Source organism: Frankia sp. CeCAU1 (assembly GCF_977971845.1).
Map to the genome: position 1 here is coordinate 14,200 of NZ_CDWWXA010000062.1, position 13,033 is coordinate 27,232.

Annotated in this window: 10 protein-coding genes and 1 pseudogene; 8 read left to right on the forward strand and 3 right to left on the reverse strand. The window is 73.1% G+C overall.

Annotated features, from left to right (window positions below; genetic code table 11):
* The first annotated feature begins 207 nt into the window (after positions 1 to 207).
* The 7 genes and pseudogenes from AC08OO_RS12710 (at position 208) to AC08OO_RS12740 (ending at position 6,418) form a co-directional block, all read left to right on the forward strand.
* Positions 208 to 1,473: a DEAD/DEAH box helicase gene (locus AC08OO_RS12710; protein WP_476609712.1), complete on the forward strand. Its 1,266-nt coding sequence runs from the start codon at positions 208 to 210 to the stop codon at positions 1,471 to 1,473.
* Between the two features lie 312 nt (positions 1,474 to 1,785).
* Entirely contained in the window at positions 1,786 to 1,962 is a 177-nt protein-coding gene (locus AC08OO_RS12715; RefSeq protein ID WP_023840775.1) for a hypothetical protein, read from the forward strand.
* A 290-nt stretch (positions 1,963 to 2,252) separates the two neighbouring features.
* Positions 2,253 to 2,759, forward strand: coding sequence for an alpha/beta fold hydrolase (locus AC08OO_RS12720; RefSeq protein ID WP_476618539.1), 507 nt, complete (start codon positions 2,253 to 2,255; stop codon positions 2,757 to 2,759).
* A 61-nt stretch (positions 2,760 to 2,820) separates the two neighbouring features.
* The gene (locus tag AC08OO_RS12725; RefSeq protein WP_476609706.1) at positions 2,821 to 4,386 is read left to right on the forward strand and encodes a pyridoxal phosphate-dependent decarboxylase family protein; all 1,566 of its coding nucleotides are present in this window, start codon (positions 2,821 to 2,823) and stop codon (positions 4,384 to 4,386) included.
* 56 nt (positions 4,387 to 4,442) lie between these two features.
* Positions 4,443 to 4,688: pseudogene (locus AC08OO_RS12730) on the forward strand (PHP domain-containing protein); the annotation flags it as partial.
* Positions 4,689 to 4,743: 55 nt separating this feature from the next.
* Complete coding sequence (locus tag AC08OO_RS12735; RefSeq protein ID WP_476607971.1) at positions 4,744 to 4,872, forward strand: hypothetical protein; 129 nt, start codon at positions 4,744 to 4,746, stop codon at positions 4,870 to 4,872.
* A gap of 133 nt (positions 4,873 to 5,005) precedes the next feature.
* Positions 5,006 to 6,418 (forward strand): class I SAM-dependent methyltransferase, encoded by a 1,413-nt coding sequence (locus AC08OO_RS12740; protein WP_476607970.1) that lies wholly within the window; start codon positions 5,006 to 5,008, stop codon positions 6,416 to 6,418.
* Between the two features lie 58 nt (positions 6,419 to 6,476).
* Here AC08OO_RS12740 and AC08OO_RS12745 read toward each other — a convergent pair whose 3' ends face one another.
* From AC08OO_RS12745 to lat, 3 genes are all read right to left on the reverse strand, one after another.
* Positions 6,477 to 8,150 carry an MFS transporter gene (locus AC08OO_RS12745; RefSeq protein WP_476618540.1) on the reverse strand — a complete coding sequence of 558 codons (1,674 nt, stop codon included), beginning with the start codon at positions 8,148 to 8,150 and terminating at the stop codon, positions 6,477 to 6,479.
* A 239-nt stretch (positions 8,151 to 8,389) separates the two neighbouring features.
* Positions 8,390 to 10,093: an aldehyde dehydrogenase family protein gene (locus AC08OO_RS12750; RefSeq protein ID WP_476609708.1), complete on the reverse strand. Its 1,704-nt coding sequence runs from the start codon at positions 10,091 to 10,093 to the stop codon at positions 8,390 to 8,392.
* Positions 10,090 to 11,607: an L-lysine 6-transaminase gene (gene lat / locus AC08OO_RS12755; RefSeq protein WP_476618541.1), complete on the reverse strand. Its 1,518-nt coding sequence runs from the start codon at positions 11,605 to 11,607 to the stop codon at positions 10,090 to 10,092. The genes AC08OO_RS12750 and lat overlap by 4 nt, the downstream gene beginning before the upstream one ends.
* 406 nt (positions 11,608 to 12,013) lie before the next feature.
* Between lat and AC08OO_RS12760 the strand changes: the two genes are divergently transcribed.
* Positions 12,014 to 13,033, forward strand: a 1,020-nt coding sequence (locus tag AC08OO_RS12760; protein ID WP_476618542.1) for a serine/threonine-protein kinase, incomplete at its 3' end; no start/stop codon positions are given.

The window sequence follows — 13,033 nt, forward strand, 5'->3', positions numbered from 1 at the left end:
ACCGCGGGCCGCGGCGCCGGCGGGCGCGGCCCGCGGTACAGCGGCTCCCGTTCCGGTGGCCCGGCGCGCCCGGCCGGACCGACCATCACCACGCGTGAGCCCCGGCCGCCGGCCGAGTCCTTCGAGGCCGCAGGCCTGCCCCGCCGGCTTATCAAGGCGCTGGCCGACCGGGACATCGCCGCCCCGTTCCCAGTCCAGGCATCGACCCTGCCCGACGTCCTCGCCGGGGAGAACGTCCTCGGCCGGGCCCGGACCGGCTCGGGCAAAACGCTCGCCTTCGGGCTGCCACTGCTCGCCCGCCTGGCCGGCCAGGGGCCGGCCCAGCCCCGCCGGCCCCGTGCGCTCGTCCTCGTGCCGACCCGCGAGCTGGCCCAACAGGTCAACGATGCGCTTGAGCCCCTGACCAAGGCGCTCAACCTCCGGCTCGCGCCGGTGTACGGCGGGACGTCCATCAGCCGGCAGATCTCCGCGCTGCGCCGCGGTGTGCACCTGGTCGTCGCCACCCCGGGTCGGCTCACCGATCTGGTGGAGCGCGGCGCGTGCGTGCTGGACGGGATCGAGATCACGGTCCTGGACGAGGCCGACTTCATGTGTGACCTCGGCTTCCTGCCCGCGGTGAAGGCACTGCTCGACGCCACTCCGGCGGACGGGCAGCGGCTGCTGTTCAGCGCGACGCTCGACCGGGAGGTCGAGGTGCTCGTGCGCGACTACCTGCCCGACCCGGTCCTGGTCGCGGTGGACTCCGAGGTCTCCCAGGTCACCACGCTCGCCCGGCACGCGCTCGAGGCCGTCGACCGGGCCGCGCAGGTCGCCCTGGTGACCGCGCTCGCCGGCGGCTCGGGGCGCACCCTGGTGTTCGTGCGCACCCAGCGTGACGCCGACTGGGTGGCCGAGTCGCTGAGCCGGGCCGGGGTGCCGGCCGAGCCGCTGCACGGCGGAATGCCACAGGGGGCGCGGACCCGGGCGCTGGCCGGTTTCACCGACGGCTTCTACCGGGTGCTGGTCGCCACCGACGTTGCCGCCCGCGGCATCCACGTTGACGGCATCCGGCTCGTCGTGCACCTCGGTCCGCCGGAGGACGCCAAGACCTACCAGCACCGAGGCGGACGGACCGCCCGAGCCGGCGCCGACGGCGCGGACGTGCTCGTCACCCTACCCGCCGAACGCGGCAAGGTGCGCGGGCTGCTGCGCGCCGTCGGGATCGAGGCGAGGCCGATCCCGACGACCGCCGACGATCCGATCGTGCTCGAGCTCGCCGGGCCGCCCGCGCCCCGGATCAGCAAGGACGAGATCCCGCTAGCCCGCACGGGCGGCGGGCGGGGACCGCGCGGCGGTACGCCTCGCGGCAACGAGCACCGGCCCGCCCGGCGAGAGGGGCACCGGTTCGGGCGGCCGGCGACCGGGCACGGCCGCCCGCCGCGCCGGGGCGCCGCTCCCGGAACGGCCCCCACCGCGCCGGCACCGACAGCCTGACCGCCGGCTCCGGCGCGCCCCTGCGGGCCTGACCGGACGTCCCGCCCCGGCCGCGGGCTCCGGCCGACCGGCCCCGGTTTCGACCGAGCCGGTTGGCCGGTTGGCCGGTTGAACGCGCCTGACCAACGGCTCGCGCATGCTCTGCGCACGATCCGCGCATGCCAGGGCCATCCGACAGCCAATGAAGGGCGCAACGCATTGCCATCGTTCGGATTTGTGGTGTGACCAGGATCACTTGGAGACTTTGCGCGCCACGTCCACTCGATACCGTTTTAGGGACAGGTGTCGGTAACGATGGAAGGAGCGTTGCGCATGGAACAGGACGAGACGACCCACCTGGTCCCGGGGCTTTCCCTACCAGGTCAGCGGGAGACCGGCTCCGGCGTCCTCGACGGCGCGGAGGTCTTCGAGCCGGCCACGGAGACATTCTCGTTCGGGTCCGTCGCAAACCCGAACCGGCTCCGGCTCGGCGCCTCCCGGTCACTGTGACTCCTGGAGGTCGGCCGCCGTCGGGCGGCCGGCCTTGCTGTTTCACCGCTGGCTTCACCGCTGGCTTCACCGCTGGCGGGTCCGTCGGCCACGAGGAGCGTCGTCCTACCGTCACAGCATGAGCAGCCGCGACGTGACCGCCCCCTCGGTCAACCACGCCCCCCGGTCACCACACCCCCGGTTTCGGCGGACCCGTTCGGCCGGGAGAACCACCGGTCGTTCTGGGCCCAGCTGGACGGGCCGGTGCACTACGTCGACCTCGGGGTGCCACCCGACGGCCCGCTGCTGCTGTGCGTGCACGGTCTCGGCGGCTCCCACCTCACCTGGCTCGCCTTCGCCCCGCTGCTCACCCCGGTCTGCCGGTCCCCCGCCTCGCCGCGGCGGTCCTCGCGTACCGCCGCGGCCGCTACACCCCCCACCAGCTCGTCGACGAGAACCTGCGGCGGCTCTGCGCCGACCCCGGCCGCGTCCCGCCGGCGGCGATCGCGGCGCTGGTGCGCCCGGCCTCGCTCGCGCACATGGTCCGCACCGTCCGGCAACCGACGCTGCTCGTCCACGGCTCCGCCGACCGGCTGATCCTGGTGGGCGTGGCACGCCATGTCGCCGCGGAACGCCCGGACTGGCGGGTGGAGATCCTCGACAGGTTCGGCCACATGCCGATGCTCAAGGCGACGGAGCTCACCGCCGAGCTGGTGCTGGACTGGCTGGGCCGGGAGGCCGGGAGCGCGGGAGGCCGGGAGGGCCGAACGGCGGCGCACGCCCGGCCACCGGCGGTGGCGGCGGTGGCGGCCGACTGACGCCGCCGGGCATCGGACCCGCTGGCGAACGATCATCCATCTCGGACGAGGAGATCCACCGATGCGAGGCATGCCGCCCGTTGACGCGCTCCGCGCGGCACTGCGCGCCGCCGCCGGGCATGCCGACGCCTACCTGGCGGGTCTGGCCGATCGTCGGGTCGGCCCCAGCCTGACCGCCGAGCAGGTCCGCCGCCGGCTCGGCGACACGCTGCCGGCAGGCCCGAGCGACCCGGTGGCGGTCATCGACGCCCTGGTCGACGCGGTGGCCGGCGGCCTCACCGCGACCGGCTCAGGCCGCTTCTTCGGCTACGTCATCGGCGGGACCCTGCCGGCGGCGCTCGCCGCCGACCTGCTCACCGTCGTGTGGGACCAGAACGCCGCCCTGGCCTCCCTCTCCCCGGCCGCCAGCGCCGTCGAGGCACTGACCGGCCGCTGGATCGCGCAACTGCTCGGCCTGCCGTCGGGGGTGTCCGTCGGGTTCACCACCGGCACCCAGATGGCGCACGTGACCGCCCTGGCGGCCGCGCGGCACCGGGTGCTGGCGCGGGCCGGCTGGGATGTCGAGACGGACGGTCTCGCCGGGGCGCCGCCCGTGCGGGTCCTGGTCGGTGCCGCCCGGCACGCCACCGTCGACGCCGCGTTGCGCCTGCTCGGATTCGGCACCCGCGCGACGATCGCCGTCGAGGCCGACGAACTCGGGCGGATGCGCCCCGAGGCGCTGCGGGCGGCCCTTGCCGACGAGAGCGGCGGGAGCGGGCCGACGATCGTGATCGCCCAGGCGGGGGAGGTCAACACCGGCGGGTTCGACCCCTTCGAGGAGGTGTGCGCGCTGGCCCGCGAACACGGCGCCTGGGTACACGTGGACGGTGCGTTCGGGCTGTGGGCGGCGGTGTCGGCGGCGGCGTCCCGGCGCGCCCTCGTCGCCGGGGTCGAGCGGGCCGACTCGTGGGCGACCGACGGCCACAAGTGGCTCAACGTCCCGTACGACTGCGGGATCGCGCTCATCGCGGACCGCGAGGCGCACCGGCGGTCGATGTCGGTCTCGGCGGCCTACTTCGTCCTCGACTCCGCCGGCCGGCTCGACCCGGTCGACTGGACACCGGAGTTCAGCCGCCGGGCACGGGCCTTCGCCGTATACGCGGCGCTGCGCTCGCTCGGCCGGGCGGGGCTGCGCGATCTGGTGGACCGGTGCTGCGAGTATGCCAACCGCTTCGCCGTGCGGCTCGCCGCTCTTCCCGGGGTGACGGTGCTGAACTCGGTGGCCGGCCCAGCCGGGTCAGCCGGCCCGGGCCGCGTCGTGGAGCTCAACCAGGTGCTGATCCGGGTGCTGGCAGACCCGGAGGGCGACCGGACGGCGGCCGGGCGGGCGGAGGGCGACCGGCTGACGGCAGCGGTCACGGCCGCGGTGACGGCGAGCGGCGAGGCGTTCGTGAGCGGCACGGTGTGGCGGGGGCGCACGGCGATGCGCATCTCGGTAAGCAACTGGTCGACCTCGGACAGCGAGGTGGAGCGGACGATCGCGGTGATCGAGGCCGCCGTCGCCGAGGCGCGGGGGACGACCGTGCGGGGGACGACCGTGGCGGCGCCGAGCGGCGGCGGTACGCACCGCGGCGGTATCGCTTCGTAGTACCCGGCGGACACGACGGCGGAGGTATCCGGACCGCGCGCGGGAAGGTCTGACGGTCCAGCTCTTCCGTCCACCTTCACGTTCACACCGCGTACTCGACACTGGACGGGGCGGCTCGGCTGAAGGACATGCTCAAAGAGGTCTCCCGCCAGCAGATGCCGGCGGTCGCAATCACCGGTCACGGCTACATGTACGGCGCCTACGACTTCCACAAGCAGGCGACGGTGGCCGGCGTCAAGCCCATCATCGGCTGCGAGGCGTACGTCGCGCCGGAATCCCGCCCACTCAAGCAGCGGGTGCGCCGCTGACGGTGGAGCGGCTGCGGGAGGTTCTCGGCACCCTCCCGAGACGACGGAAGTGCACCTGCGGCTGCAGACCGCAAGCCGCACCACCGTGTTCCGGTTCGACGACGCGTACACGGTCCAGCGCACTCCGGCCCTCATGGGCGACCTCAAGGCCCTGCTCGGCGCCTCCGCCGTGGCCTGAGCGGCGCGGGACGGACCGGAGCATTCCCGCTACCGAGGATCCCGTCGGGGATACGGACATGCAACACCCGGCACCGTTGCGGCAGCAGGTTTCCGGGGGACGATGAGCCCAGGTAACAACCGGAGGATGCGCCGTGACGATCAGTCGACAGCCGGCGGAGCACGACCCTGCCGAAGCGACCATTCCGCGCCGGGAGCCGCGGTGGTCACCGAACGTGGCGCGGGCAACGCGCATCTTGTTCGAGAGCCTGATCGGGGACGACCCGCCGGTACGGATCGCGCTGTGGGACGGCTCGGTGCTGGGACCGGACACCACCACCCGGATCCTGGTCCGCTCGCCGGAGGCGCTGCGCCGCATTCTGTTCCGCCCGGGTGAGCTGGGCTTCGCGCGGGCCTTCGTCGCCGGGGAGATCGACGTCGAGGGGGACATCTTCGCCGCCATCGCGGTGCGCCGAGGCATCGCCGGGGCCGGCTCGCGGCTGACCGGCGCGACCGCCCGCGCCGCCGCGACCCTGCTGCGCGAACTCGGCCCGCGCATGCCGGCCCCGCCTCCCGAGGAGGCCCGGCTGCGCGGCCGGCAGCACACCCGGGACCGGGACGCGGCGGCGATATCCCATCACTACGACGTGTCCAATGCGTTCTACCGCCTCATCCTCGGCCCGACGATGACCTATTCCTGCGGGGTGTGGGAATCGGCGCAGGTCGGCCTGGACGCCGCCCAGAACGCCAAGCACGAGCTGGTCTGCCGCAAGCTGGGCCTGCGTCCCGGCGAGCGGTTGCTGGACATCGGCTGCGGCTGGGGCAGCATGCTGATCCACGCCGCCCGCCACCACGGGGTCCGCGGCGTGGGGGTGACCATCTCGGTGGAACAGGCCACGCAGGCCCGCCGCCTCGTCGCCGAGGCGGACCTCGCCGACGTCATCGAGATCCGCCTGCAGGACTACCGGGAAATCCCGGACGGCCCCTTCGACGCGATCAGTTCCATCGGCATGGTGGAACACGTCGGCCGGGCGATGCTCCCGACCTACTTCGACCAGTTGTACCGGCTGCTGCGCCCCGGGGGGCGCCTGCTCAACCACGGAATCTCGTTTCCCGGCGACCCCACGGGGGCCCGCCGGGCCCGCCCCGGCCTCGGCCCGGTCCCGTTGCCGAGGGGACGCGACTTCCTCCAGCGCTACGTCTTCCCGGACGGGGAACTACACGAGATCGGGGTCATGGTCTCCCTGATGCAGGCGGCCGGTTTCGAGGCGCGCCACGTCGAGTCCCTGCGCGAGCACTACGCGCTGACCCTGCGGGCCTGGGTACGCCTGCTGGAGAAGAACTGGCCGGCCGCGGTCAGCATGGTCGGGGCGGGTCGGGCCCGCGTCTGGCGGCTCTACATGGCCGGATCGGCGCTGAGCTTCGAGAGCGGGCGGACCCAGATCCACCAGACCCTCGCGGTCCGGCCGGACGCCGGCACCGCCGGCATGCCCCTGCGGCCCCGCTTCGAGTCGCCCACGACCGCACCGACGCCCACGACCGCACCGAGCCAGTCGACGGCCGGCTGACCCGGCTATGCCGCCCGGGAGCCCGCCCGGGAGCGGCGCCTGCGATCGGAAGCGACGCCTATGCCCCGGGAGCGGCGGAGTCCGCCACCGTACGGTCGGACCCTTCGGTGCCGACGCTCTCGGCCCGCCCGGCGACCGCGTCCCCGGCCGTCAACGATCCGGCCGTTGACGATCCGGCCGTTGACGATTCAGGCATCGACGGCGCACCGTCCCGGCGCAGCACCACCACGACGGCGATGGCCGTGACCGCCATGACCGTCATGGCAATCAGAGCGGTCACCGACATCGCGTCGACATAGCATTCCTGTGCCACCCGCAGCAGCATGTCGCCGAGACCCCCCGGGCGGAGGCCGCCGGGGAGCCGGTGGGCGACCTCCACCGCACCGCCGAGGGTCTCCCGCGCCGCGTCGACCGCGATCGTGGGCAGGCCGGACGGTGCCCGCGTCGGCACCTCGTTCCGGTAGACGGCGGTGGCGATGCTGCCGAGAACGGCGACCCCGAGCGCGCCACCGAACTCGATGGCCGACTCGGACAGGGCGGAGGCCGAACCCGCCCGTTCGGGTGGGGCGTTGCCGAGCACGACGTCGGTGCAGATCGTGAGGACGACACCGACCCCGCTGATCAGCACGGCATAGGCGCCGAGCAGCACCGGCAGACCCCCGGAGACGCCGAGCCGACTGGCGATGCCGAATCCCAGCGCGGTGACGACCAGCCCCGCGCCAAGCGCACCGCCCAGCCGCAGCAGCCGCAGCAGCCGGGGGGCGGCCAGCACAGAGATAATCATTGCGGTCGCCGGCAACATCGTCCACAGTCCGGCGACCAGCGGGGTCAGGCCCGCCACGAGCTGCAGGTACTGAGTGGCGAAGAAGCTGAACCCGACGAGGGCGAACAGGGCGAGGGCGTTGACGGCCAACGCCGTGCGCACGGCACGGGACGCGAACAACCGCGGGTCGATCAGCGGTTGGTCGACCCGGCGCTGCCGGACCACAAGGAGGCCGCCCAGGATCACACCGACGACGAAGGCGGTCATCGGAACGGCGGTCCAGCCATGTTCGGCGATGCGCTTCATGCCGTAGACCGCGCTGAGGACGGCGGCGAGGGAGAGCCCGGCGCTGGTCAGGTCGAAGCGGCCGGGACGCGGATCCCGGAACTCGGGCAGGAACGCGAGACCCAGCACCAGCAGCAGGAGCATCACCGGCACATTGATCAGGAAGACGGCACCCCACCAGAAGTGCTCCAGCAGGAAGCCGCCGAGCAGCGGTCCCAGCGCGACACCGCCGGAGAAGCTCGCCGTCCAGATGGCGACGGCGACGCGCCGCTGGTCCGGATCGACGAACAGGACCCGGATGAGCCCGAGGGTCGACGGCATCAGGGTGGCACCGGCGGCGCCCATCGCAGCCCGGGCGAGGATCAGCATGACCGGGCCGGTGGCGTAGGCGGCGAGTACCGACGCGGTTCCGAACACGGCCGCGCCGTAGAGCAGGAGCCGGCGACGCCCGATCCGGTCGCCGACCGTTCCCATCGTGATCAGCAGGCCGGCGAGCACGAAGGAGTAGATGTCGACGATCCAGAGCAGTTGGGCGCCGCTCGGGGCGAGGCGTGCGGTGATGAACGGCAGGGCGAAGTACAGCACGGTCACGTCGATCGACAGCAGCAGGCAGGGCAGGGCGAGTACGGCGAGACCGGCCCATTCCCGGCGGCCGGCCCGTCGTGTGCCGGGGGTCGGCCGCATCCCGGGCATCGGTTGCATCACCAGGTCTGGCATGCGCCGACTATGGCGCGGACCGGCCCCGGGCGCCGGGGCCCAGTCCTGGATGCGGCGAGATGCGACAACGCCCCGGGACGGCGGAACCTCCGGACGCCCCGATCCGCCGTGACCAGCCGCGTTGTTCCGCATCGTCGAGAAAACCCCATCGGGTCCATGAGGCGAGACGGCAGCACGGCAGCACGGCACCCGTCTCAGTCGGAACGTCACGGGTCCGACAGGCGGAAGGACAGGTCGGCCGGGGGCACGGCCGTGTCGAGTTGGGCCTTCTGCAACCTGCCGGAGTAGTCCCAGTTCATCGACTGCCATCGGGTGACCTGGTCGAGGACCCAGCGACCGGACTGGCGGCTTCCGTTACCGGACCGCCCGTTGCCGCCGAAGGGCAGGTGGGCCTCCGCGCCCGACGTCGAGGAGTTGACGCTGACCATCCCGGCCCGCACCCCCCGCCGGAACCGGAACGCGCTCGCCGCATCGCCGGTGTAGATCGACGATGACAGCCCGTAGCCGGGCAGGTTCGCCAGGTCGATGGCCTCGTCGAGGCTGCGATAGGTGGTAACGCCGATGATCGGACCGAACGTCTCCTCGCGGAACACCTCGTCGTCCGGGCGCACGCCGTCGAGCACCACCGGGTGGTAGTACAGCCCGGAGTCGGGATCGCCGACGAAGCCGCGACGCGGTCCGCCCGGCCACCTTCCCGGCCCCGCCGGCCCTGCCGGCCCTGCCGGTGTCAACGGCGTCGATGAACCGGCCGACGTCCCGAAACCGGCCGACGTGATCCGTCCCACCGCGGTGGACCCGAAGATCCGGTGATGGTCCCGAATCAGGTCGAGATGGTCGGCGAACCCGGCCGCGAACCGGGCGTCGAGCAGCGGCCCGTACAGCACGTCCCGGGTCGGATCGCCGACGACCGCCGCGGACACGGCGGCGTCGAGCCGACGCACGAACTCGGCGTGCACCGACTCGTGCACGATCGCCGTACCCAGCGAGGTGCACCGCTGCCCGGCGGTGCCGAACCCGGCGAACACCGCCGCTTCGACGGCGGCGTCGAGATCGGCGTCGGGCGCGACGACCATCGGGTTCTTCCCGCCGAGTTCCAGGCACGGCGACTGCAGGTACCGGCCGCACAGGGCGCCGATGAACCGGCCGACCTCGGTGGATCCGGTGAAGCCGACCTTGTCGACGACGCCGGCCGCCAGCGCCCGCTCCAGCCCGAGCGACGTCGCCGCGCCGTCGGCGGGCACGAGGTTCACCGCGCCGGCAGGAACCCCGGCGGCGGCCATCAGCTCGACCAGGGCCTGCGCGCAGGCCGCCGCGTACTCGGCAGGCTTCCAGACCACGGTATCGCCGGCGAGCAGGGCCGGCACGATGTACCAGGACGGCACCGCCACCGGGAAGTTCCCCGCGGTGATCACCATCATCACCCCGACCGGCTCCCGGAAGGTGAACAGCTGCTTGTCCGGCATCTCGGAGGGAACGGTCTCGCCGTAGAGCCGGCGTCCCTCGCCGCGGAAGAACTCGCAGGTGTCGATGATCTCCTGGACCTCGCCGCGAGCCTCGGCCGCCGGTTTGCCGATCTCCCGGGTGACGAGCCGGGCGAGCGCGGCGGCGTTGTCCGCGACGAGCCGGCCGAGATTGCCGATCACGCTTCCCCGGACCGGGGCCGGCACGTCTGCCCAGGTGCGCTGGGCGTCACGGGCCGCCACCGCGGCGGCAAGGATCGTCTCCGGGCCGGCCAGCTCGACCTCGGCGACCACGTCGTCGAGCCGGGCCGGGTTGGTCGAGGGCACCGTCCGGACCGGGGTGAGCTCCGCTTCGGCCGCGCCGGGCGGCGCGCACCCGTCCCGCGGACGTCCGTCCCGCGGACGTCCGCCAATGAGCGCACCAACCCGCCGTGGCCATACCAGCGTCATGACGATCCCCCATCCGGTCCACCGGGTCCATCCGGCCTATCTAATCCGCCCGGCCCCGCCAATCCGCCCAGCCCGTCCAATCCACCACCCGGCAGTCCGTCGAGGACCCGGCCGAGGGCCGCGATCCCGGCGGCGAGCTGCTCGGCGCTCACCGTCAGCGCCGGTCGGAACCGGATGGCCCGTTCCCCGGCGGGCAGCGCGAGGACTCCCTCGCGCACCCGCAGCCGCCGCAGCACCTCGTCCCGGACGGCGCTGCCCGGCAGGTCCACCGCGCAGAGCAGACCGCGCCCACGGGGATTACGCAGCAGCCGGGAGTGGCGGGCCGCGAGCTCCGTCAGCCCGGCAAGCATGCCCACGCCGAGCTCGCCGGCCCGGGCCATGAGCCCCTGCGCCTCGATAATCTCCAGGATGCGGGTGGCGCGGACCATGTCCACCAGGCCACCACCCCAGGTGGAGTTGATCCGCCCGGGCACGCGGAAGACGTTGTCGGCGACCTCGTCGACCCGCCGGCCGGCCATCACCCCGCCGAGCTGGACCTTCTTGCCGAACGCGACGACGTCCGGGCGCAGGCCGAGCTGCTGGTAGGCCCACGCCGAGCCGGTGGCGCCGACACCGGTCTGCACCTCGTCGAGCACGAACAGCGCGTCGTGGCGCCGGCAGAGCTCGGCCATCGCGGCCAAGAACTCGGCCCGCAGGTGGTTGTCCCCGCCCTCGCTCTGGATCGGTTCGGCCAGAAAGCAGGCGATGTCGTGGGGATGGGCGGCGAAGGCGGCCTCGGCCTGGCCGAGCGCGACACGTTCCGCGGCGATCACCGCGTCGAGGGCCGGCCCCACGCAGGGAAACATCATCGCCGGGCAGTCAATGCGCGGCCAGTCGAAGACGGGGAAACGCTCGGTCTTGACCGGATCGGTGTTCGTGACCGAGAGGGTGTAGCCGCTGCGCCCGTGGAAGGCGTTCCGCAGGTGCAGAACCCGACGGCCGAGCGCCGCGGGACGGCCGTGTGCCGCGTTGTGCCGGCTCTTCCAGTCGAAGGCGCACTTGAGCGCGTTCTCCACCGCCAGGGCCCCGCCCTCGACGAAGAACAGATGCGGCAACTGCGGATCGCCGAGGACCCGGGCGAAGGTCCGCACGAACTCGGCGTAGGCGACGGTGGCGACGTCCGGATTCGCCGGCTTGTTGACCGCCACCCGGCCCAGCCGGGCGACGAAGCCCGCGTCGTTGACGAGGTCCGGCGGGTTGATCCCGAGCGGCGCCGAGGCGAAGAAGCTGTAGAGGTCGAGGTAGCGCCGCCCATCACGGGCGTCGACGAGCACGCTGCCGCGGCTCATCGCCAGGTCGCAGACGAGGTCGAAGCCGTCGACGAGGACGTGACGACCGAGCGTGCTCAGCACTGCGTCCGCCGCTAGCCCCTCCGCCGGCATCGCGTCCGCCGGCATCGCGTCCGCCGACCGGGCACCGGACGCAGACACCTGGGCTGACCGCAAGGGATGGGCTGACCGCAAGGGGACGACCATCCCGCTCTCCTCCCCCCGGACCACTTCCATCCGGATCCCGTCGTCATCCCACGAGCCGTCTCGGCGACGTCGATCTTCTTACGAAGATATCCCGGCAAGATTACGCTACAACCTCTAATTCTTTCGTTCCATACCAAGCATTGGACAAATCTTCGCGCGAAGGTCGTCAGGGCGTAGCGGCGACGCGTCAACCACACCGCGAGCGGCGCGTCGACCACACCGCACACATAAAGTGGCGGACACTTGACACAGAGCGAAGGCAACGCCGTCAGATGAGTGCAGGGGACAGCACGGGAGACAATCGGCGCATCTCCACCCCGCACCGTCGCGAGGTGCGCCGGAACCGCCGGGCCACCCCGACACCCGGGCCACCCCGACACCCGACGACGGAGAGAAGGCAAGCGGCGTGCTGACGCCCCTGACCACGGACGATCCCCGACGCATCGGCCCCTACCGGCTGGCGAACCGCATCGGCGCGGGTGGGATGGGCGTCGTCTACCTCGGTTTCGGCACCGACGGCAGGCCTGCGGCCGTGAAGGTGCCGTCGGCCGGACTCGCCGACGATCCCGAGTTCCGGTCCCGTTTCCGGCACGAGGTCGACGCGGCCCGCCGGGTCAGGGGCAGCGCCGTCGCCGCTGTGCTCGACGCCGACCTGACCGGGCAACGGCCGTGGATGGCCACGGAGTACGTCGAGGGCAGGAACCTGGCGGACGCGGTCGCCACCCGCGGCCAGCTCGACGATCGACTGGTCCAGGGACTCGCCGTCGGTCTGGCCGACGCCCTGGTCGCGATCCATGCCGCCGGGGTGGTGCACCGCGACCTCAAACCGGCGAACATCCTGCTCACCTGGGACGGCCCGAAGGTCATCGACTTCGGCATCGCCCGCGCCGGGGACAACACGAGCCACACCCGGACGGGAATGCTGATCGGCACCCTGGTCTGGATGGCGCCCGAGCAGCTGCGCGGCGAGCGGGCCGGACCCGCGGCCGACATCTTCGCCTGGGGGGCCTGCGTCACCTTCGCAGCCGCCGGCCGGCCCCCCTTCCGGGGCGAACGGGCGGAGGCGATCGGCCTGCAGATCCTCACCGCGGAGCCCAACCTCGACGGGTTGCCCGCGTCCCTGGTCGGCGTCGTGCGGGCGGCCCTGGACAAGGAGCCGGCGCGCCGCCCCGCCGCCACCGAGCTGCTCGCCCGACTGGTCGGCCACGACGTCCGCTCCCCCGCCGAATCGGACCGGGCCAGCGAGACGGCGCTGGCCCGCTGGTGGTCGTTGCCGCCGACCCCGCCGGACGGCGAGGGTCCCCACGGGGGGTACCGCGACGCCGGCTACGGTCCCGATCCCGCCCACCACCGCGCGTCCGCCCACCACCGCGCGTCCGCCCCGCCGACCGTGAGCCACGGCGCTGACGGCTGGGAGGACGACGGG

Bases quoted from the DNA above. Each gene is read 5' to 3' on its own strand.
- AC08OO_RS12715 (WP_023840775.1), top strand. From the start codon at position 1,786: ATGGAACAGGACGAGACGACCCACCTGGTCCCGGGGCTTTCCCTACCA.
- AC08OO_RS12725 (WP_476609706.1), top strand. From the start codon at position 2,821: ATGCGAGGCATGCCGCCCGTTGACGCGCTCCGCGCGGCACTGCGCGCC.
- AC08OO_RS12745 (WP_476618540.1), bottom strand. From the start codon at position 8,150: ATGCGGCCGACCCCCGGCACACGACGGGCCGGCCGCCGGGAATGGGCC.
- AC08OO_RS12750 (WP_476609708.1), bottom strand. From the start codon at position 10,093: ATGACGCTGGTATGGCCACGGCGGGTTGGTGCGCTCATTGGCGGACGT.
- lat (WP_476618541.1), bottom strand. From the start codon at position 11,607: ATGGTCGTCCCCTTGCGGTCAGCCCATCCCTTGCGGTCAGCCCAGGTG.